Origin of the sequence: Paenibacillus sp. yr247 (genome assembly GCF_900103825.1) — a bacterium.
Taxonomy (GTDB): domain Bacteria; phylum Bacillota; class Bacilli; order Paenibacillales; family NBRC-103111; genus Paenibacillus_E.
This window is the reverse complement of the sequence record NZ_FNIF01000031.1, coordinates 1-26,860: the sequence shown is the minus strand read 5'-3', so window position 1 is coordinate 26,860 and position 26,860 is coordinate 1. Positions and strand designations below refer to the sequence as shown.

26 protein-coding genes are annotated in these 26,860 nt (G+C 41.2%); 1 reads left to right on the top strand and 25 read right to left on the bottom strand.

What is annotated here, in order from left to right:
• Positions 1 to 78: 78 nt before the first annotated feature.
• The 11 genes from BLT91_RS27035 to BLT91_RS26985 all read right to left on the bottom strand — a co-directional run bounded on the left by BLT91_RS27035 (position 79) and on the right by BLT91_RS26985 (position 12,883).
• Complete coding sequence (locus tag BLT91_RS27035; RefSeq protein ID WP_090826955.1) at positions 79 to 675, bottom strand: RNA polymerase sigma factor; 597 nt, start codon at positions 673 to 675, stop codon at positions 79 to 81.
• Positions 676 to 2,380: 1,705 nt separating this feature from the next.
• Entirely contained in the window at positions 2,381 to 2,638 is a 258-nt protein-coding gene (locus tag BLT91_RS27030; RefSeq protein ID WP_090826953.1) for a hypothetical protein, read from the bottom strand.
• A gap of 468 nt (positions 2,639 to 3,106) precedes the next feature.
• Complete coding sequence (locus BLT91_RS34045; RefSeq protein ID WP_368086863.1) at positions 3,107 to 3,535, bottom strand: zinc-ribbon domain-containing protein; 429 nt, start codon at positions 3,533 to 3,535, stop codon at positions 3,107 to 3,109.
• Positions 3,536 to 3,839: 304 nt separating this feature from the next.
• On the bottom strand, positions 3,840 to 4,040 hold the full coding sequence (locus BLT91_RS27020) for a hypothetical protein (protein ID WP_090826949.1): 201 nt from the start codon (positions 4,038 to 4,040) through the stop codon (positions 3,840 to 3,842).
• A gap of 392 nt (positions 4,041 to 4,432) precedes the next feature.
• Positions 4,433 to 4,948 (bottom strand): hypothetical protein, encoded by a 516-nt coding sequence (locus BLT91_RS27015; protein ID WP_141225091.1) that lies wholly within the window; start codon positions 4,946 to 4,948, stop codon positions 4,433 to 4,435.
• Positions 4,949 to 4,966: 18 nt separating this feature from the next.
• A complete protein-coding gene (locus BLT91_RS27010; protein WP_090826945.1) occupies positions 4,967 to 6,877 on the bottom strand; it encodes a glucosaminidase domain-containing protein in 1,911 nt (636 codons plus the stop codon).
• 94 nt (positions 6,878 to 6,971) lie between these two features.
• The gene (locus tag BLT91_RS27005) at positions 6,972 to 9,140 is read right to left on the bottom strand and encodes a hypothetical protein (RefSeq protein ID WP_090826943.1); all 2,169 of its coding nucleotides are present in this window, start codon (positions 9,138 to 9,140) and stop codon (positions 6,972 to 6,974) included.
• A complete protein-coding gene (locus tag BLT91_RS27000) occupies positions 9,137 to 11,239 on the bottom strand; it encodes a VirB4 family type IV secretion system protein (protein WP_090826941.1) in 2,103 nt (700 codons plus the stop codon). The genes BLT91_RS27005 and BLT91_RS27000 overlap by 4 nt, the downstream gene beginning before the upstream one ends.
• Entirely contained in the window at positions 11,211 to 12,095 is an 885-nt protein-coding gene (locus BLT91_RS26995; RefSeq protein WP_090826939.1) for a hypothetical protein, read from the bottom strand. The genes BLT91_RS27000 and BLT91_RS26995 overlap by 29 nt, the downstream gene beginning before the upstream one ends.
• A gap of 3 nt (positions 12,096 to 12,098) precedes the next feature.
• Entirely contained in the window at positions 12,099 to 12,413 is a 315-nt protein-coding gene (locus BLT91_RS34040) for a PrgI family mobile element protein (protein ID WP_090826937.1), read from the bottom strand.
• Between the two features lie 71 nt (positions 12,414 to 12,484).
• Positions 12,485 to 12,883: a hypothetical protein gene (locus BLT91_RS26985; protein ID WP_090826935.1), complete on the bottom strand. Its 399-nt coding sequence runs from the start codon at positions 12,881 to 12,883 to the stop codon at positions 12,485 to 12,487.
• Between the two features lie 313 nt (positions 12,884 to 13,196).
• Here BLT91_RS26985 and BLT91_RS26980 point away from each other — a divergent pair, with 313 nt between their 5' ends.
• Positions 13,197 to 13,862, top strand: coding sequence for a hypothetical protein (locus BLT91_RS26980; protein ID WP_090826933.1), 666 nt, complete (start codon positions 13,197 to 13,199; stop codon positions 13,860 to 13,862).
• Positions 13,863 to 14,075: 213 nt separating this feature from the next.
• Here BLT91_RS26980 and BLT91_RS26975 read toward each other — a convergent pair whose 3' ends face one another.
• From BLT91_RS26975 to BLT91_RS26910, 14 genes are all read right to left on the bottom strand, one after another.
• Positions 14,076 to 15,158: an RNA-guided endonuclease InsQ/TnpB family protein gene (locus BLT91_RS26975; protein ID WP_090826931.1), complete on the bottom strand. Its 1,083-nt coding sequence runs from the start codon at positions 15,156 to 15,158 to the stop codon at positions 14,076 to 14,078.
• Positions 15,159 to 15,182: 24 nt separating this feature from the next.
• On the bottom strand, positions 15,183 to 16,805 hold the full coding sequence (locus tag BLT91_RS26970; protein ID WP_090826929.1) for a hypothetical protein: 1,623 nt from the start codon (positions 16,803 to 16,805) through the stop codon (positions 15,183 to 15,185).
• Between the two features lie 295 nt (positions 16,806 to 17,100).
• Positions 17,101 to 17,355 (bottom strand): hypothetical protein, encoded by a 255-nt coding sequence (locus BLT91_RS26965; protein WP_090826927.1) that lies wholly within the window; start codon positions 17,353 to 17,355, stop codon positions 17,101 to 17,103.
• A gap of 28 nt (positions 17,356 to 17,383) precedes the next feature.
• Positions 17,384 to 18,211, bottom strand: coding sequence for a hypothetical protein (locus BLT91_RS26960; protein WP_090826924.1), 828 nt, complete (start codon positions 18,209 to 18,211; stop codon positions 17,384 to 17,386).
• 64 nt (positions 18,212 to 18,275) lie between these two features.
• Positions 18,276 to 18,500, bottom strand: a complete 225-nt coding sequence (locus BLT91_RS26955) for a hypothetical protein (protein ID WP_090826922.1) — start codon at positions 18,498 to 18,500, stop codon at positions 18,276 to 18,278.
• A gap of 104 nt (positions 18,501 to 18,604) precedes the next feature.
• Positions 18,605 to 18,877, bottom strand: coding sequence for a hypothetical protein (locus BLT91_RS26950; RefSeq protein ID WP_141225089.1), 273 nt, complete (start codon positions 18,875 to 18,877; stop codon positions 18,605 to 18,607).
• A gap of 164 nt (positions 18,878 to 19,041) precedes the next feature.
• Positions 19,042 to 19,317 carry a hypothetical protein gene (locus BLT91_RS26945; RefSeq protein WP_090826918.1) on the bottom strand — a complete coding sequence of 92 codons (276 nt, stop codon included), beginning with the start codon at positions 19,315 to 19,317 and terminating at the stop codon, positions 19,042 to 19,044.
• 114 nt (positions 19,318 to 19,431) lie between these two features.
• A complete protein-coding gene (gene ssb, locus BLT91_RS26940) occupies positions 19,432 to 19,911 on the bottom strand; it encodes a single-stranded DNA-binding protein (RefSeq protein WP_090826916.1) in 480 nt (159 codons plus the stop codon).
• 133 nt (positions 19,912 to 20,044) lie between these two features.
• Positions 20,045 to 20,251, bottom strand: coding sequence for a hypothetical protein (locus BLT91_RS26935; RefSeq protein ID WP_090826914.1), 207 nt, complete (start codon positions 20,249 to 20,251; stop codon positions 20,045 to 20,047).
• Between the two features lie 140 nt (positions 20,252 to 20,391).
• On the bottom strand, positions 20,392 to 21,531 hold the full coding sequence (locus BLT91_RS26930; protein WP_175532541.1) for a Rad52/Rad22 family DNA repair protein: 1,140 nt from the start codon (positions 21,529 to 21,531) through the stop codon (positions 20,392 to 20,394).
• Between the two features lie 874 nt (positions 21,532 to 22,405).
• Positions 22,406 to 23,887: a hypothetical protein gene (locus BLT91_RS26925; protein ID WP_090826911.1), complete on the bottom strand. Its 1,482-nt coding sequence runs from the start codon at positions 23,885 to 23,887 to the stop codon at positions 22,406 to 22,408.
• Positions 23,888 to 24,723: 836 nt separating this feature from the next.
• The gene (locus tag BLT91_RS26920) at positions 24,724 to 25,893 is read right to left on the bottom strand and encodes a hypothetical protein (RefSeq protein WP_090826909.1); all 1,170 of its coding nucleotides are present in this window, start codon (positions 25,891 to 25,893) and stop codon (positions 24,724 to 24,726) included.
• A gap of 128 nt (positions 25,894 to 26,021) precedes the next feature.
• Complete coding sequence (locus tag BLT91_RS26915) at positions 26,022 to 26,192, bottom strand: Spo0E family sporulation regulatory protein-aspartic acid phosphatase (protein WP_090826907.1); 171 nt, start codon at positions 26,190 to 26,192, stop codon at positions 26,022 to 26,024.
• Between the two features lie 11 nt (positions 26,193 to 26,203).
• The coding region (locus BLT91_RS26910) for an HD-GYP domain-containing protein (RefSeq protein WP_141225088.1) at positions 26,204 to 26,860 on the bottom strand (657 nt) is incomplete at its 5' end.

The following is a 26,860-nucleotide window of genomic DNA, read 5'->3' as shown; positions in this document are numbered from 1 at the left end:
ACTGCCGGGGGAGCCTCGTGTGTAAAGGTCCTCCTTCCCGACATGGTAAATATTCAGTTTTAAAGTGTTCCGATTCAGCTACTCGTCGATTTCGCTATAATGCTGCTCGACATACTTCTTAGTTTTTTCAATTGCCCTCTTGTATTTAACCGTTACAGTGTTAGGCAATTGACCCCAACTCTTCGCAATTTCTTGGATCTCTTCACCCAAGTCAATTCTGCGATAAATTAGTTCTCTTTCCTGATCGCTAAGGACTTCGTTCTTTGCTTTATGGAACAAAGCAAACTCTTGATCCTTCCTACTCCGAATCGCTGGAGTCAAGTGATCTCCTCCGACGCTTCCTTGAATCTTTCCTTCAGCGACCTTATCTAAAGGAGCGGATTTTCTCGACTCTGGTTCTGGTTGATATGACTTCCTCCTCAGAACGCCTCTGATGATGTACGGAGCAACAGTCGCAATGTTCGTACGAATCCGATTGTTAACCGACATTTCCCAAAGTTTTATCAAAGTCTCTTGCACAACTTCATCAAGATCTGCCCAAGAAATATCATTTCGGAAGTATTTCGTCATCCGCGTTAAGTATCTAAAAAGTTCATCTATGCTATCTTGGTCGACTTTATTACTCTTTGCAAAGTCTTCCTGAATGTCGGAAAAGTCATTATTGTTCTGACTCATATTTTAAACCACTCTCCTGTACACTTTCTAGGTAAACTTAGTTTTGGAATTAATCATAATTAGTTCCCCCCGTTATCAGCATCTTTCCATCACTCTATAAGAGTCAATTACGGGTAAAATGTGACAGAGTTACGTCAGGAAAGAGTTTAATAAATCAATTATTATAATCTTTTTGACAAAATTATTGTCAAAAAAGAGGATTCTAGAATATAATATAGAAATATATTTAAGAAACATATTATTAATACATTATATTCTACTTTTATATCACTTGATCAGAATGGCCACGAGCTGTTCGATTTGCCGATCGAAAAAGCTCATGAAATTAAAACAATCATAATTCATCATCCTCATCTATTGTGTCATAACCGGGAAATGAGCCTGAGAAACTCTCCCACATATCATTTTACCACCGTCCTGACCACTTGGTACAGGTCTATTTTTCTTTGTTTTCGGCTAAAATTTACCGATATCGGGTTAATATGACGGAAAAAACACCTCTTTTGTGATAATTTCTCCCATTTTCTTCGATTATATGATGCATTTAGTATTTTCATATATACGCCCCCAACATGTTTTTATCCAATTACAATTTATTTTGCCGGCTGCTGCCGGAAATACAGGTATTCCGAGACCGTTTAAGCTATCAAATTGACTACTTGATCAATAATTTTCATATATAGTTTGAAAGGATTTATTCCCGCCCGACTTGTGTTAAATCGAATCACGCCAAAAAACACCATCAAGTTGGTGGTTTTTGGCATTCATATTTGAATAGACCTCAGAACTAATTAGTTGTATTAATCTTTTAAGGTATTGCCAAACCTCGGAACGGAAACCTTAACGGATAAATTTACTTGAAATTTCTTGTTCAGCAATCTGAATCAAGCGTCTGGTGATATTCCCGGCCAATGGACCCTGCATCTCTTGTTGTCATAATTGTTCACTAACTTTAGACATGCTTATTGGTATACTCTTAATGGGAGGTGGGGCTTTCCACCTATAAAGGATAATTCGTTCGACTGTCTCCCCTCATTGACTTGAAGATTGTAAAAGATACTCATTCGACACCCCAAAAACAATTTTTTAACTACTTATATTCATCAATGTATTGGAAGAATCCTGCTCGTTAGCTTAATACCCGCCGCCAGCAGCAGCCTTTATCATTAACTAATAACGAACCTCAAATAATAAAAAAATGGTGTTCACAAAAGTGAACAACCACTAACGAACTCTATTTTCCACTAACACACTTTATTTTCCACTAACGAACTTTATTTTCCTTGATCACTCACTCAATTTAAAATGATTCAGGAAAATAAAGATCGTTAGTGAAGTCCCAGTAATTACGCGGTTTTCACGATTATTAAAAAATAAATTAAGTTCGTTAGTTGAATGGCTTCTTCAAGAGTTGATTCATTAAAAGTGGAAAATAAAGTTTGTTAGTGATTTTTACTTTTGTAAATACATCTGATGTTTTTTCTTAACAAGGTTGCCGAATTCTGCTGGCAGCCGGGCCGTTATTAAGCTATCGTATCCGTTAGCTTAATGAATGTCAGCTTAGACCACTAATCAAATCATGAGATTCGCCTGAAACTGGTTTAATCCAATATGTAGCAATAAATGATTTTGGTGCTAAATAGATTCTGTCTCTAACGGGTAGTTCAGACAAGACTTGTAATCAAGTAGATAACCTGGAATTCATCTAATTGATTCCATCAGTTTTTAGTGCCTCAATGACCTTTTTCAAAAATCTTCTGGTTTGGTCTATATCCGCAATAGTGTTTTTATCAAAGCGGCTATCAGCCCATGATGTCTTGCCCACAGAACGTACGAGTAATTTTCCACCCTTAATTAAATAGTAATTCGTTTCCCTGAAATTTCTACCGACGGATTCAGTAGTTTTCACAAATCCTTCATTCATATCTAAGAGTTTTTGTATGACATCTTTCGTTAATCTCATTATAATTTCCCTCCTCCAATGCGGTGCTCAATATATATACTCTGAATTAAAAAACGCCTCAATTACAATATTAGTTGATTATTTGAAATGATATCAATAATCTTTTCACATTTATCAAATTTGCAATGAATCCAACTGACATAAAATACACCTCTTAGCCCCTTATTTAAATAACAACTACATTTTATAAAATAATTTAAACATTGGAATTCGACGCTAACTCCATAAAATTAAAAAACTCAAAGTTAGCCAATTCGAATTGGAAGCATTGATTACGTTAATCTGCCAGTGTCAATTTTTTACATTAGTAAACACCAACTAACGAACTCTGTTTTCCACTAATACACTTTATTTTCCACTTACGATCTTTATTTTCCTTGATGAATTGCTTAATGTAATTCCCAAAAATATTAATTTGTGATTTTAGTGTTTCTGGTTTTCTGAGACGCGCAAGCATTATAACTCCTTTTACCTCCTTCTTTTTCTTGGCCTACTACTGGCACACCGTTTACATCCGGATCCTTTCCCAACTCTATTATCAGGACTAGCGAAGTAACTATGCTGCTTTTCTGAACATAACCACCAGACGTTCTCGCGTCTTTTTGGTTTAATCGCCGTGGGTAAAAGGGGATAGTTTTTCTCATAATCCCATTCTTTTGCAATGTGAGGATATAATTCAAGTAGAGACCCATTTATTGGGGTGATCATCTTTTCGCATATCCTACAATCTACAAATCTTACTCGGCTCTTTACTTTCATTCTAACTGAATGATTTAGACGACACGTCCACCACACATATATTTCACTGCGAGGAAATATATATTTGGGATTTAAACCAATGTTCTTTTCATAATCCCAGTACAACTTCAGATACGGGTACCTAGTTAGTAATCCCATTTTCGAGTCATTAGCTTTTTTATAACCGGAGATTATCCGTACTTTCCGCTTCAAGTTCAGATTTAATTTGTGAATCTCGTCTACTTCGATGTCTGAATTGAAGTTTTTCATGGATCTAAATTGCGGTTTTGCCAGCTGTACCATATTTAATCACCTGTTTATTTAAGAAGGTAGATGTTCGGAAAAAGTTAGGCATTTAGTCCTCAACCGAACAAAGCATGTATATTTAATTCTATCACGAATTGTTAGTTCTTTCCTTATTGCTTAATTGGTAACATAAAAATAAGAAAGTGTTCACTGGATACTAGAAAACTGGCTTTCCGTCTATTATTAGAGGAATGCTCTCCAGGACAATATTCCCTTTATTACGAATGATTGCATGGAAAACACATGGGCCGTCCCCTTTTAAAAGATCTAAATGTTGCGTGGCTGCCTGGTAAGTAGGGAACGAAATTCTTTGATCTAAGATCTCCAGATGGTAAGGTAATTCTAGTATTTTTTTCATAGTTTTTGCTCCTTTTTTATAATACTTGAACGAAAAAGACAAAAAGCACCCGTCAACGGCCTTAATCCGTCAACGAGTGCTTCTCGTGGGTTCGTTCAAATTCAATTAGCTATATAATATCTTCTAATTTACATATTGACAAGAGAATTTTATTTCTTTGTTGGTAACAAAATTCCTAGAACTCCAATTGTAATTAAACTAAACGATATCTTGAAGTATAAAGATCTCCTTCTCGCTACCTCAATTCCAGTAGAGAGTGCCGACAAAAATACAATAAAAATTAATGAAATCAAACTGAGCTGAATCATAAATGCAACTCCCTCATTTCCACTCTTTTTTGCTATTACCATCAGTTATTGCTGCAATAACTGATGCAATATGCAGAAGCATATCTATTCTCTCGTAATATCTTTAAAATACCACACTTTTCCGATCCCCTCATCATTCGTCATAGGTATTGCGATGATAGAGAACACTTCATCACTTTTGCCACTCAACGTGACATTCACTTTGCAGGAGTAGCCTGTACGGTTTGAAGTAATGGTGATCCCATTCACACTGACGAGTTGCTTGGGTTCGAAGAGGGTAACGTATTGTTTCAAAACCACATCCCGAGCAGTACCTTTTTTTTCAGCAAATAAAGTGAAGGTATAATTAGGCTCAATATAGCTTACTGCAGTTTCGATATCTCCGTTATTGATAGAATCCAAAAAATGCGCAATGGTATCTTTTACGGCATCGATCTCTTCATGGTTTTGTGGGAATTGCTTCTTACGTTCAGCATTCTTCTCAGTGTTTGCTTGAGGAATAGGGTTACCAAGCTTATTGTGATTCACCAATCGAGGAATCACCAATACAGCCAGAAGCAGTACCAGCCAGGCAATAATGAGATACTTGATCATTCTCATATCGCTTCCACGTCCTTCTTAATGATTAGGTGTTAAGAATTGGGCCGGATTTACATACGCCCCATTGACGATCACAGAGATGTGCAGGTGACGTGCTGTAGACTTTCCGGTGCTGCCCATAAGTGCTATCACCTTCCCCTGCTTGACAGAATCGCCTTTATGAACTTGAATACTTCCGTCCTTCAGGTGCCCATAAAGCGTCTGTAGCCCTCCTCCGTGGCTAATAACGACTTTACAACCATAACCATCATTACTACAGCCGGCCTCGTCTACGGTGCCATCCTTGATGTCATAGATCGGATAATCATTAGGGTCACCATGATTAGGTGCGATATCGAATCCTTCATGAAAAGCACCAGCTTTTCCTGTAACGGGATCTGTTCGAGCTCCAAAACCAGAGGTGATCGTCAAATTAGTTGCCGTTGGCCAAATCATGGTTCCATCACCGGTGGTTTGATTCGATGGTGGAAAATTTGTCGGCACGGACCCAGCTCCTGTATTGGAAAAAGCACCTAAGAACAATCCGTTATACCCGGCGAGTAAAGATGAATCATGATTGTTCAGTGCTTCAAACACAATCTCCGCATCACTAGCGGTAAATCCAAACTTCGTCATAGCACCATCAAACTTCGAAAAGTTGGGTGTACCACAGAAGCTCGTCCCCCCAACAAAACCTACATCTGGATAAAGCTGTCCGGTACTTGCATCAATGCCCTTATCCCGATCAAAAAGAGCCGCTAAGTTATAATCATGGATGATCTGCTTCAATTTGTTACTGTATTGGTTATCTGTTGCGTAGCCTGCTGCTTGTAACTCATTTGCAAATTCATACGGATTCTTCTTTTGAAGGGCGATCTGATAACGACCATTCATTAATAGAAACTTCGAGTGATCTAAAAAGGAAGCTTGCGCAGAAGGGTATGCCCGAAATAGTGCTTGTACTGGCACCCGTACCCCACCAATTTCCTCCGTCGTCCATAATAACTGTGTAGCACCTGTCCAGCTGGAATCCGCTTTGATGCCGAAAAAATTGTAACCTGGAGCTGATTTCCCATAACCAGACTCCAATGCAGCTTGGGCTAAAGTAATCGCCGCTGGGATTCCACTTTGTATCTCATTAGATAACGCATCCGGACCAAACGTATTAAAAAATGGATTGGTTAGATTGCCGCTTCCGGAAAGTACAACACCACTCCCTCCCGAGCTTGGGACAGAAGTCATCACACAGCCCTCATCTTGTTCCCAGGTAATGTCGGTATAGGAGTAAAATGAGGACTCCCCATCTCCATACGAATCGGAGTGCCCCCCTGACACCACTTTCTGGTGATAGGTAATATCAATATCCCGATTCCAAGTATGTACGTGAACCAATAATTTCCTCGGTGTATTATAGGAACTTTCCGAGGAGTCCGTCGTTCCATCTTTATGGGTGTGGCTTGTGGTACTTCGATGTTCATCATAGAAAGTTTTATAGGTAAAATCAGGTTTCAATAGGTCTGCAATTTTCGGGTCAATATCGGTCAGATCTAAATTCTTAAGCGTAATCCGCATATTATCGATTGCTTGAATGACGAGCTTGGGCGGACGATATTGGGCTAGTTCATCTGGAGTCGTCTCAATGATGGCCTCATCATACTCTTTATTGATCTTCGCTGTATCATCGGCCGAACCAAACCACCCAAGCTCATAAGCAGCAAATATCAACCCGCCACCGGCGATCAAGCAAACGATCAATGGTAAGCCTAATGATGTAACGAAATAGAGCCCAATCTTGACTAATAATTTGAGGATCAGCTTGCCTATCGCTTTGAGTGCCTTTTTTGCTATTTTTTTCAGAGCATTCTTTGCGGCCCCTTTTAATTTTCTCGAAATAACATTACCGATACCTTTGGCAGCCGAAGATAGATCACCACGAAAGAAATCTTGCATAAAATTAGCTTTAATACCTCCTTCCAAAAACAGAGAAGCTCAACTATTGTTGAGCTTCAAAGTTGTCTCGAAGCCGCACTGGCCTTAACAAAATTCATGGTTTTCGAATAAGCGAAGGTACGCTGACATTTCGCCGGCGAAGATCGATATGGTTTGACGGTCTACCCTTCTCCATAAAGTTAATTGGGTTGGCTGTCTTACCTTGATACTCCAACTTTTGCCCCTCTGAATTAAAAGTATAGGCAGGTGCTTCTTCAAGCGCACCAGGCTTTGTTAGGGAAGATATCATGTTTGGTTTAAATGAAAAGGGTTCTCCATTTTCCTTATGTGCCTTGTATTCTTTAGCAACCATTTGTCCTGATTGTAGAGAGGAATTCCCTCTATGGATATTGGAGATACGTCTGAAGGAACCATCCTCCTCCGTAGCTAAAAAACTTCCATCTCTCGTTTCCACTGTGAAAACAGATTGATCCGGGGTAAAATTTTGAGGGGCTAATGTAGTACCGGCAATTCGCGATTTAGCAAAAGCCTCTCCCATCTGATAACCCCCGCGTCCGAATAACGTCTCCGCTACCGCCCCTAACTTCTTCTCCGCAGCTTGACGCTGATAAGATGGTTGAAGCTTTGGATCATCGGTTCCAGCAGTACCTCCACCGAAGCCTTTAATTGCCGATGAAACAGCTGGTGCGGCTTTTAAAGCTGCCTTCGTTGCAGGATCGCTGTTCTTATAACGAGGATCTTGCTCCATCTGTTCCTTGGCTTCCTTGTAATGCTCCTGTACATTTCGTTTATAATCAGCAGCACCTTGAGTCCCGGCAACGGCGCCAGCACCAACGCGGTATCCAATTCCCTCGCCAACTGCTGAGCCAGCTTCTGCAAATATGTTTTGAGCCATTGGCCCAAGGCCAACTCCCATCGATTGACCCGCAAATCGCATGGCTGCTGCACCAAGTCCCGATGCAATTTCTCCGCCCATTCTCATGCGGCTTGCAAAACCATTCGGGCTTCCACCAGGTACAGAGGCACCTTTGTTGGATGAAGTTCCTCCAGCCCCCAGTATGTGTCGACCGATATTCGTCGAGGGAGATGATCCTGGAGTCCCTTCCGTTGTCGCCGTCTGTTTCTCTGCACTACCCGAAGCGAGTTGTTTAACAGCCGAAAATCCATTTCTCACATCTGAAATAGCGCGACCCGCATGAAGTAACGATCCAAGGCCAGCAGCTGTCCCCGCCATTGCCAGTTTGGAACCTGTCTCGGAAGTCGCTCCAAAAATAAAACGAACTGACTCCGATAGAGGGATAAAGAGTGCCATGGCTACCGTAACGTGAAACCAATCAAGGTTATTGTCAAAAAGATTAAAGTAGAGCCAAAACAATCCCGCATGGATCGCTTGAGCAGTGATTTGTGACCAGAGTTCCTTGAATGCAGCCATCGTGATCGACTGCAACATGGGATAGAACATAACAGCAATCCAGAGCGGCGCAAGTACGATCAAAAGGGCAATGAACATAAATCGCTGCAGATAAAAAACTTCCCACCATATACTTAATCCGGTAGTTGCAAGCTTAACAATGACTTGATTTAGACCGCTTTGATCTTTAGCGAAATCATTCAACTTTACTCTACTATCGGTCGGAACCTTGGACGTCATATTACCATTTAAAGAGGGATCCGTGCTGGACAAATCTAATGGCGCTTTAATATCCTGATAAATAACGCTGACGACCATATTATTTGCTTTAAAAAGCGTTCCTGTAATATTAAAGAAGTTGGCGATAAGGATGAGTCCGACCAAGCACTTAATCAGTGTCTCCGTGGTCTCCACTTTCAGTGTTGAGGATAATTGTCTCGTTGAAGACAGGATACCAACCTTGATAAAGGCAGCTGTAATAATGAATGTGATGGCGAAACTGAAAATGACGAAGCCACGCCGTAAGACATGGTCAAACTTATCTTGGGTAACGAACCCCCATACTTTATCTGCACATCCAGGGCGATTTACACTCCCATCGACCGAGGGACCAATGGGGTCCGTACTAAAGGTAGAGCAATAGAATACATGATCGGCAGGTTCGTGTATACCTCCGAACACCTTGAGGATGGTATCAATTAACGTTGAAATCATCTTCACGTACCATGGGTCACCATCTAAATACATATGTGGCCCGACAGAGGTAAGTGGTGCTGCAAAAGCCTGAGATGGCGCCAAAATTGACATGATGAGGATAACGAGGGTAATCACCCGGATTAACTTTCTCCTCATACACCGGCCTCCTCTAAAACATCCAATTCCTCAATCTCCGGTAATAGTCCATGAGACTGGAGATATGCCGGATCAGTGTCAATAAATGAACGCATCTCGTCGGACACGGTAACTTTCACATAGGCCGAACTTCCGCCGACTCGTAAAATCCCCTCACCCTTACTGTCATCTTTCTCAGACTCTGGAGGCTTCCTACAAATGACATCCAATTCCCCCTCGGAGAAGTTGAAGATTGATTTGAGATTTTGCTTCTCCTCGAGCGAGATTTGACCGATACGTAAGAACAGAGCTGTTGTCGCGTTCTTGACTACGGCAACCCCATTTGGATCATCTAAAAACGGTGCTAGGTCCTGAGTGATGATATCTATTCCACCGTTATATTTTCTTGATCTTCTGGCCATATCTTCCGTGAATTCCATCCCGCCAGGAATCCGTTTTTGCCGCCATGCTTCTTCAAGTTTGACTCGCTTTCTATACTTCCGTAAGGAAGGTCTTTTAATGAAATACTCCCACGCTTGAGTCGTAATGATATAGTTCATGAGATCATAGACATCGCTTCCCTCAATAGGCTTGAGATTAAAATTGATCCAGCACACATTGTCGAGCATGTTATCGATCGGTTTTCCGTCACCAAAATTGGTTTGCCCATCAAGGAGTTTTCCATCCGGATAATCCCGTAGGTAACCGCGTAGAACTCGCAGAATGCGTTCCGCATAGGTATCCTTTATTTCGCCATACGTTAATTTCTCCAGATCCGAATTAATCGTACAGTTAACCATAATTCGCTGATATATGTCACGCAACTCAATTTCACGCTTACGCTTTTTGCGATACTCAATCCCGCCATGTTCAGTTCGTATTGCTATCTTTTCATTCTCATACAGAGAATCTGGTTCTTTGGTGATTTCAAAATCCGTAAATACGTCCTTGATAGCCTCTTTGATGATTTGTTTCTCTTCTGCAGACATTCCGCCAGCTAACTTATCGTAGAATTTGAGAAGTTGACCAGTTTTTGCTCCAATAGGAACGATAACTTCCGTAACACGCCGTCCATTAGCTAATGTCTTCTCAATTTCCTCCTCTGTAATCGCACAAACGTTGATGCATACTTCGCTGCCTTCCCGAACTTCAACCTCTCTTCCGCCCATCAATCTGCATATTGGGCCATTTTCTCCATCCGGGTCGATCGAGAAGATTCGATAGCCTAAAAGTACCTGTGAGGAGGTAATATACTTATTGCTAAAACTCTTTCCACTTCCACTGGAGCCGACAATAAGGCTCGTATAGGAATCAAGATACTTGGCGAAAACGTTCAAAAATTCCATGGTAAAAGTATGTTTATTAACGGCTAGCGGAACACCTCCGCTATACGGAATCTTCGATGAGTAAAAGGGAGATGCCGCTACAAGTGCTGTCCGGTCAAAGAATCGACGATCCCCTTTTTCACGAAACAAGTTATTGCCAACGGGCAAAGTCGAAAGCCATCCGTCCCGCTGACGGTCGAATAATACCCGTAAGTTATGGTCGTTACCAATTAAATCATCTTGGATTAGCATGCCAATGTTATCTAAGGTTTTCTCATCTGGTGCATAAACTGTGGCCACACAAGCACCGAGGAATCCATCATTGTAGCCATCTGAGATTTCTTCAAGGAGACGCTTAGCAGCGTTCATTGATTTTTGGGCATCTGCCGCCTCGATGTCGTTACCGCTTTTGAGCATATTAACAAGTCGCGCACCTTCATCGGTCGCAGCAGCCTTATAAAGCTTGACCGCCTGACTCTTTGTTAATTTGGTCATATAAAATGTTACGTTGACGGCTCCAGCGCGATACAGTGTATCCAGTGCACCCGTTGTCAGTGTGGTTGTCCCAAACCGAAGAATGAACGATCTGAACGGATAGCTACTAACGGCACCTTCACTTTGGTAGCCAATATCACGTCGGCCGCCTGGAATGGCGTGACCATTTAATTTCAGATGATTCAGAAAGGAAGATGAAGTCGGTAGATCATAGCTCTCGGAGGATGGTCCGTTTATGTCCTTATTTTCATCTAATTTACCTGGTTTAAGCTTACTTAACCATTTCTTCGGCTTGAGCATCGTATTTCTCGTCCTCCTCTTCCATATACCGATATGAATCTCTCTCGTAGGTACTGCCTATAAATGGTGACAATGGATTATCGCTATCTACCAATTTTCTAAAGCGCTCGATACTCCCAGTTTTCTTATGCGTAGCAAAGTAAAGAGCTTCAAGGATCATGCGCTGGTCACATATTTCTGAAATACCACCCATGCGCGAATAATTGCTCATAATACTGCTGGCAAGCCGTCCAAACTCATTTCGTACTTTGAGAAGAATAGATTCTTCATCAAGATCACCTAGAAGTTTGTCGTTATAATCCAAAATCACTAAGAAATATCGGGCGTAGTCGTATTCCTCTACCTGACTTTGCCACTGTTCCATGAAAGGAAAGAACATGGTTTGGGCATATCTTTGTGCAATCGGATCAAGACTTGGAAAAGTTTCATGGTATTGTTTCAGCTGATCCGTAAGCTCGATTGGTCGTGAATGTATATGGGTCGCAATGTTTACTTCTCTCCCCGGACCAAGAGACAGACTTGCCAACAAGTGCTCGTAGGATTCATCCGTTTGCTTTTGCTCCTCGTAAGATCGCAGCGCATAATTGATGGGCTCACAAGCCACGGCGCCCACAAACGAACGCAGATCCTTACTACTAGTCTTCAATTCGATCAAGTTATTATGGAGAGCTTTAATATTGAGTAAATCCTGATACTCCCCTTCGATTTTTCGTACAGCTACCTCACTGCTGTGATCATTGGTTTTAGCCTTTTTTTTGCTCCCTCCCAAGTTTGGGACGATACTCTTTCCATTGATCCCACGGTAAAGAACGAGTACGCAAATACCGATAGCCGCATACATAAATAAATCCCACACGAATTATCCCCTCCAAACTCCGCTTTGTGTTTTTCTATGTCGGATTCGATACCATAGATGTCGATCCATAAAGTAACCGGTTTGAGGATGACGCATCAGAGCAAAGAGCAAGAACGGTACAGATACTGGGAGGCACATTACCCAAAAGAGTAGATTAATTAAAAATCCAAAGGAATCTACGTACACCCACTGGCAAAGTTGCAAGGTGAGTAAGAGTGTCGCTCCGAGGTATGCCGTCTGCCTCCAAGAAAAGCTCCATTCATAAAGTTTAACCGGTCTTCGTTCATTTTCCGTATCGAAAGGTAATAAGGCTCGCATGTTGAATCCCTCCTATTAAAAGAGATATGTAAAGCCCCTACTCGGTAGGGGCCGGTGAAAGACCGATTTTGTTAAGGTGTAGTTGCCTGCGCTTGCGTAATGAAGTAATCCGCTAGCGTCGGCGCCTTTGCGATAATAATGATCCCAACAATGGCGGAAATGATGGCTCCGGTACCAACCGACCTTTTTTGGGCGTTTCCGATCGCCAGAGAGAATATGATGGCGCCGATTACAATACCGAATACCGCTAAAACAGCACCCACAATACGCAAGTTAAGAATCCACTTTTTTAATTCGCTAGTGATATCCTTGATGCCAGTATCACCTGTAGTAGTTCCCAACTTTGCATCATTAAGACTGTCAGCATAAGCAGGTGCAGGATGGAAGGCGACATTTATCGTCGTGAAAAAGGAAAATGCTAGGACGATAACCAGTAAGAACGAGACTATGCCATTACGTTTTTTTAACATGAACATTCAACCTCACTTTTTTTATTTGGGATGTATCGGAGCAGACTACCTTTTCACCTCCTAGAAAGTAAAGAAGACGCGAAACCAAACCCCTAAGGGGTATTGATTTCGCGTCTTCCGCTCCGTAATAATGATAGATGAGAACCATCCATATTTACATGTTTTCCTATATTCATTCTAATGGAAAGATGAACGATTGACAATACATATAAACTGAGATTAATAAACATGAAAATAAAGGGTATTGACCCATATTATTACATGTACTATACTGATAGTATCCAAATCTATCTCACGAATGAAGGTGCTAAATATGCTTGATCCCGTAGTTGTCCTAATCGCTAATGTACTTAATAATTTCGGAGGGGCTATCGCCTTGCCCTTTGTGTTTGTTATTGTGTATGGGTTCACCTATTTCAATGGGCCTCTGTTTATTAATTCCTCCGGAGGAATTTTAATTTTCCTTCTTGCTGGGTTTCCCTCGTTTTTCTTTTCAGATAAGGTCATGAAATTACTCGTAAGCCTGCATTTGTTTAGCAACAGATGGTTAATCTCCGATACAGACTCTAAAAGTGTGGTCTTGTTTTTCATATCGTTTACGATTTTTCTAGTAGTCACCTGGAAAAGTATCGTAGAGAATTATAAAAGAGTCACAGGAAAGGATGACCCAAACCACGTAATTCGGACAAAGAAAAATCCAAGTCTACGAGACTACAAGAAACTTTATCTTAAAGGTGGTCCGATTCTAGATGATAAAGACTTCTCATTTTTTCATGATGCCTTTCCCCCGGAGACTTATCAGCAAATCATGAGCGGGCCGGAAAGCGAATATGAAAAGCTCTTAATCATGGCTTGGGTGTTCGAAGGCGTTCCGCTCGAACGCGCGAGAATCAAAGTGAACTACGATCTGGAAAAGAATCTGGTTCCCGATTACGTTTTCAAACATGCTAGGAATACAAAAAAGGAGCAGCCCGCTTAAAAGCAGGACTGCTCCTTTTTTATGCGGGCATCAAAACGAATATTTCTTCTTTACTCATTCTACTGTGTTCCTCGACAATCCATTGATCAATAAACGATAAACTGAACCAGATTGTGACGACTCCCATCAAAGCCGATGGGCTTCTCAGATCATCGAGCTTCGTAACCTCAGCTCTCCTTGAAGGCTCCGTCCGAGCCGATGTTGGATTGTTGGCTACGACACTTGTAACGCACGCTGAAGAATGTTTCTTGCGGCGTTGATGTCCCGATCACCTGTGTAACCGCAAGGACATCGGTGAATGCGCTCGGCTAGGGATTTCTTCACGATGTTACCACACTCCGAACATTGCTGGCTTGTGCCCCGCGGATCCACTTGGACAACCACTCTACCGGCACTTTCAGCCTTGTAGACGATGTATTGTACAAACTGGCTCCAACCCGTGTCCGCAATGCTCTTGGCCAGATGGCGATTTTGGATCATGCTCTGAACGTTAAGCTGTTCAATGGCAATCAGGCCGTAGCGATTCACAAGCTTTCGGCTAACCTTGTGGGCATGATCTTTTCGTTGATTGGCGACTTTTTCATACTGCTTGGCAAGGACCTGAACAGCTTTCTTCCGGCGATGGGAGTCTTTCTTCTTTCTGGAAACAGACCGCTGGAGTTGGATTAACTTTCTTTCGCTGTGCCGGTAATGTTTGGATGCCATAAATGTTTCCCCCTCCGAAGTAATGGCAAGGTGCTTCAATCCAAGATCAACACCGATTAGTTCTTGGGAGGGTAACAGGGGCTCTAACTCCATTTCACATGAAAAGCAAGCATAGTAACAGCTGTTTTTCATGATGATTGTACACGTTTTGATACTACCCTCCAGGGAGCGATGAAGCTTGATCTTGACCACACCGATTTTGGAGAGTTTCAGCTTGTTACCTTGCAACACATAGCCACCTTGCGGGTAAGTGAAGCTGTCATATCTCTGCTTTGGCTTAAATCGTGGAAATCCTGGAGTCTCACCTTGCTTGACCCGACGAAAGAAAAATTGATACGCTTTTTCGAGCCTTCTGGCCACATCCTGCAAGACTTGAGAATGAACTTGCTTCATAGCGGGAATGTGTTTCTTACGTTCGTTAAATGTATTTGCTTGCTCGAAGTAGGATAGCGATTTGCCGTGGCTTTTATAGGCAACGATTCGTTCCTCCAGCAATCGATTGTATAACAACCGACATCGCTCCAATGTAAACTCGATTTGCTTCCTTTGATCTTTTGTTGGATATAAGCGGTATTTGTAGGTTCTTAACACGCACTCACCCCTTATGTATTTAACCTAAAATTGGAACCAGAGTTGCTCTATTGCACCTCCAAAATCCGTAAATTGGATACATTCTACCTGCTCTATTGATGCTGCAACTCGTGAATGTGCCTCTATTTCTTCATCAACGTTCAGCGGCTTAGGAAGTATCCGATCAAAATAGCGCCTCACTACGCTCAAAAATGCCTCATCTTTTGGATAAACGGGTGAATCGTAATTCGTTTGCAGAAACGAAGAGCGAATCCCAAGTATCTCATGTAGATACAGCTCACCGCTTCTTGCAAATACTTCGGTATTTCGTAGATAGTAGTCCGCATTGTACTTGGTCTTTCCGAACCACTGGGCTACGAATGGATCGCTATCAGGCAGTTCATTGATCCTTTTCCTTACAGCTTTCGCATACGCTGAGTACACTGGGAAAAAGTCCGCTTGTTCACTGAGCAATTTCCCATCGTCGCGCGTCGAATAATCAGTTTGGTGAAACAACTCGTGTGCAAATGCATCCGGACCGTCCAGATCAATAATCGTAGCTTGATATAAGGGAAAATAAACGCCCAATGCTCGGTAATTCCCCAGCTTTCGAATGCGGAAAGAATGATCCTTTGAAATGGGAACATAGGTCTTTTTTCGGAATTCCCTTAACTCTTGTTCAAGTTCCGAAAATTTCTTCAAATCGACTTCGTTGTCCAGCTCCACTACACCATAGCAGTACAGGAATTCATTATCCTTCATACGTTGCTGAACCTTTTGCGAGATATTTTTTTTCGTCTGCCAAGCCCTGCTGTAATCGTGAACAGAGTCCGCGATCCGCTCAGCATCATCTTGCAGGTACGCCATATCTCTCATGAACATAGGGACCATAACCTGCTGAAGGAGGCGAGCTTTTTCATCGCTGTTTACCTTGAAATCTCCGTAATCATCCTCTGTGAGATAGTACAGGTCATGAGGAATCGATACCTCTATCTCTTCCGCATCTTCGGCATCACAGAACATATAGCCATGCTCTTGTGCTAGTCGAAACATGTCTTGATTTACTTCTGGATTATTAACGCGGAACCTAACCTGCTCCATTTGAGACCGCTCGGACAGGTCAAGCGCCAACTTATGCTGTAAATGAACTTTGTTCTCCTTCACATACTGGATAAAGGCATTGTTTGCATAGCATGTTGCTAATAAACGCCTTATGTCGTACAGCCGATAGTGATGCGGCTTCCATCCCCACCTACCCGCATGATACTTCTCGGGAATCTCTTGGCCTAGGACAGAAAAACCTTCGTTCGAGTTAGAACCGACTTCATACATCACTTTCACGATCGTCTTATCCCGGGCAGCTGCATTTCGTAATTTAAGGACAGAGTCGAGCACCTCTACCAACTTCGGATAGCCATCAAAGTCATCCATAGGTTGATATCTGACACGCCAGGGACCACTGCTAATCAGTTTTAGAAGCTCGGGTGACAATTCAATCGACCGGAATTTTCGGATTACTGCACGAACGTACTTTTTCCACAATTCATACCACGCATCTCCTTCATGTACGGTAACCTTTAAATCAGCAAGAAATTCATCGAGTCCCTTCTCATGAAAACGCCTTTTGAGATAATCCTCTTTACGCAAACTTTCGATACGATTGTTCATCTGTTCTCTTCCTCCTTTTGAAATAAAAAAACGCCATGAAAATTTCCCGTATTAGCGAGAAACCTTCATAGCGTTAAAATGCCTACTTTTGTAGAAACAAAAAAAACCTACAGATAGGCAGACCTCAATAAGGACTCATGCCACCCATAGGGTTTTGTTCTTCAAAGTCATGCTCAACAAGAGAGCAAATTAGTTAAGTACACTTTGAGTGTAGCATACACGTAGCTTTTAGAAAAGCACGTTTGCCAATAAATAAAGGAAGGCCACTTGATCTGATTGATCAGCGGCCTTCCTTTCATTGAATTTTCCGACTGCTATTGACAATGAAACGATCTGCAATTCCCTTAATTTCCTGTTTAAAATCCTCTGTCCAATTAACCGGTAGCGTATCAACTCGGTGAGAGCTGAGAATCTCACCAGTGGTCCGTCTCAATTTGATAATATAAAACGGGCCGTACTCATTATAGTGGCGCAAAGCCAGCATAACGGTGGAATTTTCGAACAAAGACACTATTTTCAAATAATCACAACCTTTTGTAAAGGTTGTCATGGGCTACTCCTAATATAGCATAAAGCGTCTATCCAGCGATAGATAATTTTGATAACCTTCGTGTCTTGTCATGGAAGTAAGCAAACATCTTTGCTTCATCTTCCTCGCTGATGAGAACAAACCTCAACCGGACATCCACAAGTCTTCTGAATTGGTCTACCTCCATCTTTTTTAAAAATCCCATCGCGATAAAGTTATCGAGCTGTTCCATATCCACTTTTCCATATTGAATGAGGAAGTGATCTCCTAGTGCTGCATAAACTGCCTCCGAATCAAAGGAAGGTTTCCCATCTAATAAAGAAACAGACCCATAATGTAGAGGTAACTTACGCTCCTGCTGCAGTATACTGCATTTCAGCATTTTTCTCTTTAATGTTTCGTAGTTCTTCTCAAGAGAAACTAGCTCCTGGCGTGAAGAACTCCACTGACTAATCAGCAGGTGCGGATCCTCTCCTAAATGTGAGAAGTCCTCTTCAGGTGTCCTGCCTGCCTTATTTGGTGAAAAACGCACATATTTGCGTCCTGGAATCAAAAAGGGTTCTACTGCGATGAAGTCTTCTGGAGAATCCTTAATGAGAGACAAATCAATTTGGGCAACATGTGGTAAAATTCCGATGTCGTTTAAGTAGTCGTTAAGAGCGACATGATTTGTTTCATAAACGTTACAAGCTACATACTTCCCAGCAACACCATCATACTGAACACGTTTGATATCCATTCGATCCAGTTCCTTACGAATGATGTCCTTTATGTAATCCGTTTTGCTTTCCAATCTCTTCATCTGGCCATAATGCATGTAGAAATCTTCCATCATCTTTGCTGCGCCTCTTGCCTCAATGGTTTTATCATGTGCCATCTGCAGATCCTCCTGTAAAAAATAATTGCTTCCCTTGAGCATGCTGCTCAGTCTTAACTTCAGTTTAATGAGCCAATAAATTCATGACACCGGATTCCTCTGCTAATTGCTGGCATATATTTTGCAATAGATTAAGCTGATCCTCTGCCATTCGGTATATATTGGCTTGGAATGTATCATTAAGATCACATCGGTTCATCGTTTCAAATAAACAGTGGATCTCCTTTTGAACGGCCCTAGTCAATATATCCATTGTTGCTCGGTCGTCAGGGATAATAACGGTTTTCAATGTTATGAGCTCCTCTGATAGTTATTTTCAAATCTTCTCGTAGAAAAACACCACACAAGTTGAGGCAACGATTCCCGATCGTCGTAATGATCTGGAATTTGCCATCAGTCCACTCGTGCGGTCAATAAACACATACGATATTTAATCCGGTCGATTAATGAGTGTCTCCATTGATGATCTCTATACTCTGCTCTAAGGTTAATTAAACGCATATGATTCTTCAAAAGATTCAAAAGCTGTTCAACGTTTGCAGCATTTTCAACATTGCTGATATGTCTTTCTTTAATCGAATCCCGCACGCACTGTACTTCTATGGCAGGATCTAATGGTTCAAATATTTTTCTTGCTTGATCAAGAGTTACATACATTTTGTTCATTCCTCATTTCCATGTTTTCGACAGAAAAAAATCCCCCAAGCACATCACAATTGCGCCAGGGGGAGCATTTTCAAGAGTTTCATTTTCAGGCCTATTGAATGGGGGACTAATCCTAGTCCCCATTCTGGGCTCAACAAAGTATCAAGAACTGCTATAACCTATACCTACTGCTCTAAGCTAACATCTGCCATAATCTTGGCTTTAACCTCATTGAACGTTGCGATTAAATCACTGTCTCCACGCTGAAACAACTCGTCCTCGTTCTTTGCACCGTACATTTGGCACAGAAATTGGACAGCCACTTCAGCTTGCTTCAAGCTAGGTTTCGCGGACTCAGTAAGGGTAAAGTAACGATTTAAAGAAACAAATGCCGCAAAAGAATCAGAAGATTTAACTTCATTTTTTTCATTTTCGTCTGCTGCTTTACTAATCACGTTCATATGTTTTCTCCTTATGCAGCACATACGAGTGGGGAACGGTGAATAGATAGCCTCCCACTCATCGCCGCTAGTAATTTAATAATAAGATTAATTGTAATATTATGGATAATTTCCTTAAAATGGGAGATCGTCGTCAGATATATCGATCGGTTTTCCGTCATCAATAAAAGGATCCTGCTGTTCGCGTGTTCCACCGCCGTGCCGATCGCCTCCGCCGCCATAGCCAGCGTTTGAATTCGATGATCCCGTACCCTCTTCGCGATTACCGCTATTGCTTGATTCAAGGAAACGTACATTATCGGCAACAATTTCAGTGACATAAACCCTTTTACCTTCATTGTTGTCGTAATTGCGCACCTGAATGCGGCCTTCCACTGCGGTTAGACGACCTTTACGCAAATAGTTCGCGCACGTCTCGGCGAGTTGCCTCCACGTTACGATATTGATAAAGTCGGCCTCACGCTCTTTCGATTGAGAGTTCGTAAACGGACGGTCTACAGCAAGAGTAAACTGAGTAACAGCGACTCCAGCTGGAGTATAGCGTAATTCTGGTTCGCGGGTTAATCTCCCGATCAATATAACACGGTTCAGAATAGTAATTACCTCCTAATAATTGGTTGGTTATCGCTTAATTCACACGATTATTACGAGCAGCTAACTTGAATAATGGTTACAGGTTCAGCGTACAGTTTTCACGGTAACGTTATAAACTATCTTCCAATAGCCGTTACTTTTTTGTATCGCCATTGCTACGTTCATTTTCCACCGGTGAATAAATCTGCCCACAAGCTTCACATTTGTAGTAACCGATCCAGTCTGAATCTGGTTCCACATAATTCCCTTCATTGTCACAAGGGAAAAACCCGCTACCAAAAGACGTATTGCCGCAGGCACATTTAAAATTATCATGCATATCTACAACCTTGACCGACATATCTACAACCTCCTAAGAATATCTTTGGTAACTCATTCGGCAAATCAAACATGTGCGATACGTGAAGGGATGCAGGAGCCAGGTTCTTGTATCCGGCTCCTGTTCTTCACCATCTTCGATCCATTGCAGCTCAAATTCAACTAGCTTACTAGTTTTATCTGTCGCAGAACATTCTTACCTTTCGCTTCACGGGTAAGAATCTTGCATTTTGACCCTTCTTTTAAGTCCAAATTATCAATCTGGGTAACAAGTGGGCCACAAGCGATAATTTCGGTCGGAATGCCCTTATGCTTAAAGGTCAATCGATAGTAAGGATCCGATTCCCCTTCAGCGTGAAGCTCAGCAAACTCCATAACAAGACTAGTATCCTCATTAGGCTGCTGGCTAGAAGCATTATTACCTTCAGTTTTCCCTTTTGGGGAAGAGTCATTCGAGTTCGCTGTGCGTTGTTCAGTAGCACCGCTATGCTTGGTGGTACTCTTCTCCGCTTTTTTGTTAATGGCATCTTGCAGGATGTAATCCATTTGCGGACACGTATGTCCCTTATCTTGCATTTTCTTTAACCAATCCTCAAATCCATTCAGAGTCCCATTGCCTGCCTCATATTTTGATTTGAGATTGGCCATGGCTTCGTCATGACGATCGAGATCGGTTTGTCGATTATTTCGGCCACCGCTGCCTCCGATAATCCCTCCGGTGTTACCTTTGTGAAAATCTGAAACAAAAAGTCCTTCCCATCCTTTTTCCAAATAGTAGGCCTGGTAGTGATCAGGGAGAAGAACAATGCCTTCCTTAAACTGCTTAGAGTTACTGTTAAGCTTGAATTCAACGAGCAGCCGTTTATAATCGACGGTGTCTTTCCTGACGACCGTAAACCTACCTCGATAGACATCTGAGGCGACTCCAAGTAAGGATGCACATTTTTTCATGGCATCAGAGAGCGCTTTTTTCTTGGAGTCCAGGATGGCTTGAGCCGTCGGTTCTGTTTTGCTTCTTTGAATGACCATCGTTGAGTCTCCGAACTGTGCTTTTTCGATCCATTCAGCACGTTCGTCCCTAATTGAGATTTTCCCCAATATGGATACACTGAAGAGGTTCATATCCACGATTTGCTCTGCCACTTCTAGTTTCCATCCTTCTGGCCCGAACACTTCATTGAGCCGGTCTGAGGTTGCCTGCGGACTTACTGAAACAAAGCCGTCATGATTCACCGAATACTCCTCGTAAGGGAATGGTGCATTTAACCTTTCAAACAAACTTGGGGAGTCTTTCGAGGTCATATCTAACTTCCTCCTTTGGGTTAAATTTAAATTCATATATAAATAAAAAGCCGAAGATTGCAGGGTATCGGAATACCGTACATTCTTCGACTTGAAAGCGCAAATGGAACAAAAAAAGCCCCATGTGCGGATACCTTATTTAGCTACAGACAGTTATATGCCTACTACTAAAAAGATCATGCCGCCCATAGGGCTTTTATCTTCGGAGTCAAGCTCAACATTGAGCAAAATAATAATTCTAGTTTCATACTACCATAAGATAAAATCACAAACAATATAAGAGTTCAAATATATTAATCTATCGATTAATAATAAAAAACCTAAGAAAAATAATTAAGAAAATCAGACAATGAATTGAGAATAGTTTAATTCCTTTATATATATAATAAATATTAAAGCTATTAAAGATAAAACCTATTAAAGAGTATTCTATTACGGTTTATGAGAATTCAATAGCCGTAAGGCTTTAGACGGTGTTTCGACGAATAAAAACAGACGCATGAAGTCCTTTCATAAAAAGAAACAGACGAAACTCTTAATACTCATAAAATAACAGAAAGATTCGGAATTCATTCCTAAGAAAGCAGAACCGAATTTGTTGCACTGCCTCACTTGGCTGCTATTGATCGGAAATATAGACTTATGCACAGTTTAGTGTCCGTTAATTTATGAATTTTAAGCAGATAAGCATCCGTAAAGGATTATATCCATAGAATTATGTCTGTATTTATATGAATAGTAGAGTAAGAAATAATGATTAAGGACTATATGATTTGAAAAATGCATAATAATAGATTCGCTGGGTTGAGTGGGAAACAAATGGATGAAATATGAGGACATGCCAAGTGGCCCTCTTTTTTGAATAAAAGAGAGCTTAGGAAGCGGAGTGAATAAGTATTGTATTTGTGAGGTATTCTTCAAGTCGGAAGTCCCTTGGTGGATCCACGAACAGCTCCCAAGTAGGCAACTTCTCAACTTCCTTCAAGAGCCATTTGGTAATCGCAGATGGGTGCTCATTCTTGCGAAGCTTGAATTCAGCTTTATACTCGAGGTCGTGGTACTTTTCTGGACATTTTTCAAAGTGAAGGGCTTTTAGTCGGACCCGCGGCATATCTAAGCTATTGTCCAGCTTCGGCACTTTCACGTATGAAGTTACACCGGCTACAGGAGAAACACCATATTCTTTTAACAACTTCGGTGCTGCTAATTTACACAAACGGCGGAAGGTTCCTTTGTCGATTCCCTTCATGGAAGATCCGAATGCGTTGAAGCGCTCCTGCCGATCTGTTCCATACGGAGCAATAAATTTATATACACCTGTTTCTTGTGCAATGGCCAGCAAGATGGTCATTGATTTGTTATGAATCTCATCTTTGAGGAAATCAAGTACATTATCAGGATATACAAAATGAGTTTTGTGAATGTCACGTATACGAGTAAGTACCGTGCGAATGTAGGAAAATCCTTTATCCTTCACTAAGCGGAATAGCTGGTAGAAGCTACGCCCCTCCTTAAATAATTCAAACTCACCGATACCTAATTCTGCCATTACTTCTCTCATAAAGCGTGCAATACGGCGATACCGCTTTTTAAATGGGAGTTCAGCATGATATTCGTCGCCCTGACCGGAAACATAAGGAATAATAAAATCTGAATGCACCCTATATACAGCTTTATAGCCACCAACGACGTTTTTCTTTATTTCTGCAGCAGCAAATAAAGGCTTAGTACCATAGATAGGTTTAGCCACAAGGTTGTCCAGGATCGCACGAACTTGATTCACTTGCTTACGATGCAGAAATTCAAATAAACCATCATTCAAATTCCGTTGGATGGATCTTTCCTTTCCGCCTTGCTGAGTAACAGCTTGATAGAAGAGTTTTTGCTGACAGATAGGCATTTCATTAAATGCTTCCGTAAAGACTACAGGATGAAGTAGGGATAGGTAACCTACCTTCCCCGTCTGTGAATCAACGTACTGGTTTAATGTATATAATTCTTCATTTGTAAACGAATCGATCTCCACGGAAATAAGGTTGTGAAGTACAAACTTATTAAAGGCAGCATAAAACTGATCTTTACTGCAAGCATTATCACAGTAAAGATTCTTCAGTTGGATATAGAGTTCGTGTTTACTGTAACCTTCGCGAAGTTTTCCAAATGGATTACAATACTTCTGAACAGTAGTAAACAACTGTAGGTCGGCTTTTGTAATATGATTTTTCAGTCGCCCTACTTGCTGACCCTTAAACGAGCGAAACCGGAACTTTTCCGATTTATCGGCATAATGTTTTTCGATTTCAAAGAAGGCTTGCAAAAAGATTTGACTTACCGCTACTTCATCTCGAATTATCATGAAATTCACCTCCATTCTATTGATTTTTCCGTTGAAAATATGGAAGGTTATCTGATATAATAGATACAGGCAATAAGAAAGCAGACCCTCGAAGGTTAAAAATTTCGAGAGTTACTAGACTCCTTGTTGCAGGATCCACGGGGCCAACCATGATTACTACAATATTTTTCGGTAGTTCGCTAAAACTACTCGAAATCTCTAAAGCTTCCAATCGCCAAATTGGAGGCTTTTTGCATTAGGGATGAATTTGATTGTTTGAAATGGATAAACAAACCAAATTCCACCCTTATTCGACATTATCATGAAAGTTAAATTCAGGCAAACGGAGTACAGTCCCTACAATGAACGGAGTACAAACCCTAAGTCGGAGTACAGCACCTACAATGAACGGAGTACAGCCCCCTGGTTTAACGGAGTACAAACCCTCACTCGAACGGAGTACAGACCCTAGGTCGGAGTACAGACCCTCATTCAAACGGAGTACAGACCATTGAATTTACAGAGTAGACACCCTCGAATAAACGGAGTACAAACCCCGATTTCGGAGTACAGCCCCTCGGTTAAACGGAGTACAGACCCTAGGACGGAGTAGAGACACCCCATTAAACGGAGTACAGACCCTAGGACGGAGTACAGACCCTCGATTAAACGGAGTACAAACCCTCAATCAAACGGAGTAGAGACCCTTGAATATACGGAGTAGAGACCCTACATCTTGCGGAGTACAGACCCTATATTACGCGGAGTAGAAACCCTACATTGAACAGAGTAGAGACCCTGGGAATGGAATTTTTTCTTAAAAAAATTTTTTGAAAAAATAAAAAAAATCGGGGTGTTTACCCGATTTTAAGTGTTTCAGTATGTTTTTGATTTTGAAACCAGTCAGAGAATTTGAGTTTTATATACTCAATTTTATTACGTTTCCCGTGTATTGGTTCGAAATCATCCACAATATTATTATCTTTAAGCTCTTCGAAGGCCTGCAAAAGATTGTTCACTGCGTCTTTTCTAACTTTACTATTGATCCTCAATTGATTAATTAAACTGTCTACTTCGAACAGTGTAGAATTCAGTTGAACGGAACGAATCATAGTCATATAAAGGATCTTGGCTGTTGGTGTGTTTAAATCGTTATATAGAACCATATTTATGAAGGAATAGTTACCTTCTAGCATGCTAGTATGTAAGGTGTTAGAAAGTTCAATTGTTGCTGCAGTTTCTTCACCCTCTTTTTCACCATTGCGCAAATACCAAGTGATCCTTTCAATAGGAGAATATTCATCAGTAACTTGAATAATTTCACTTATACTAGGGTCGAAGCATTCCTTCATGACAATGATTGTTTGCTGGATATTTCTAAGGCTCTCTCGAACAGTCTTGATTTCGCCACCTGAAATAATTCCCTCATATGAATTAATAAGTTCACCTAATGATTCAATCTTAATTTTAGGATTCTTTCCCTGGTCAAACCACATTTTCGTTAAACCAATGAAGACCTTTGCGTCGAAACTTTCCAGAAACACAGCATGTTTATTTGTGTACGTATATAAGGTGCTGTTGAGACCTTCTCGCTGTTGAACAATTGTGTTTCCAAAATCCTTTTGAATAGACGACTTGTTGGGCGTACTGGCCGAAAATAATCCATAGTCTACTAATGTATTTGCTATTGGGTGCTTAGGCTGACTACGATTTTCAACTCGCTTCATTTCAATGACTGTTTTATAAATAGCTGTTTGGAACTCGGCGTATATCTCCAATTCCGGATCTACTTGTGCCTTTGTTTCATTTGTTCTAAGAGATACTTCACGTATTTCATTATATCTTCCCCATGATTCGTTATATAACGTAATTAAGGAGGAAATTTTATATTTCATAAGTCGCTTGGCGATCCTCTGGTAGTCCTTCTCCAATAGTTGGTTTAATTCGGGGGATCTATGAGTTCCACCGAATTTGCGGACTAACTGACTTGTTTCTTGTTCTACAAATTTTTGAGCTGTCTTACTCACAGTCTTCCCTCCCACTAGCGAACTTCCTTTCTACTATTGTACGGTTTTTATAGAAACAATTAAAGTTTTTATTTTATCCATAGTAATAGATTAATTATGAGGAGCGTTGAAATAAACGGTCGGTGCCTTCAATATGATTTTTGAAGTCGGTAAAATTCTATGATCAGTTGATCCAATTTATGGGAGAGTTGTAGTAGTTCATGGTCAGAAAAATCATAACCATTATTGGCTGCGGCCAGGTTGAGAGTTAATTTAGCCGATTCAATTTCCTTAGCAATTGATAGTTGTCCTAATACCATTACTAACCCTCCTATTTTGCAATACCGATGAAAGGAATACGACTTCTTGTTGGCAGTGATGAACGGTTGTGTAGAAAGGCTTTGAGAATGCCAGTATATTCTTTATCGAATTGTCCTTTGTTTTGATATAGAAACTCTATTATTCCTTCATCGGTGAAACTATCCGCTCGATAGCTGCGGGGTAATTTTAACGTCGAGTAAATATCGGAAATCGCTGCAATACGGCCAATTTCACTGTGATCTGAGCTACCTAGTGGATATCCGCTCCCGTCAAGCCGCTCATGATGATTGAAACAAAACTGGAGAATATCTGGACCGAATTCAAGCTCATTTAGAGCGTTATACCCAATCTGGACGTGATCAATGATCAAATCGCGTTCTTCGGGGCTTAATCGCTTTGAAGATTTCAAGATGTCATCCGGCATCGTCAGTTTACCTATATCATGAAGGAAACCGACAAGAAACATGCGATCAGCATCTCTGGAGGTAACACGAATACTTTTAACTAAATGATAGGCGATGAATCCAACAATCAAAGAATGATCAGCTGTTGCCGGATCACGGCAATCCATGGAAACAAATAGAGCTCTTCCCTTCTCCCACTCTAGATCACCTTTATACATGCTGAACAACTGGTGAGACAATGAGCGAGAGTCCAGCAAAATATC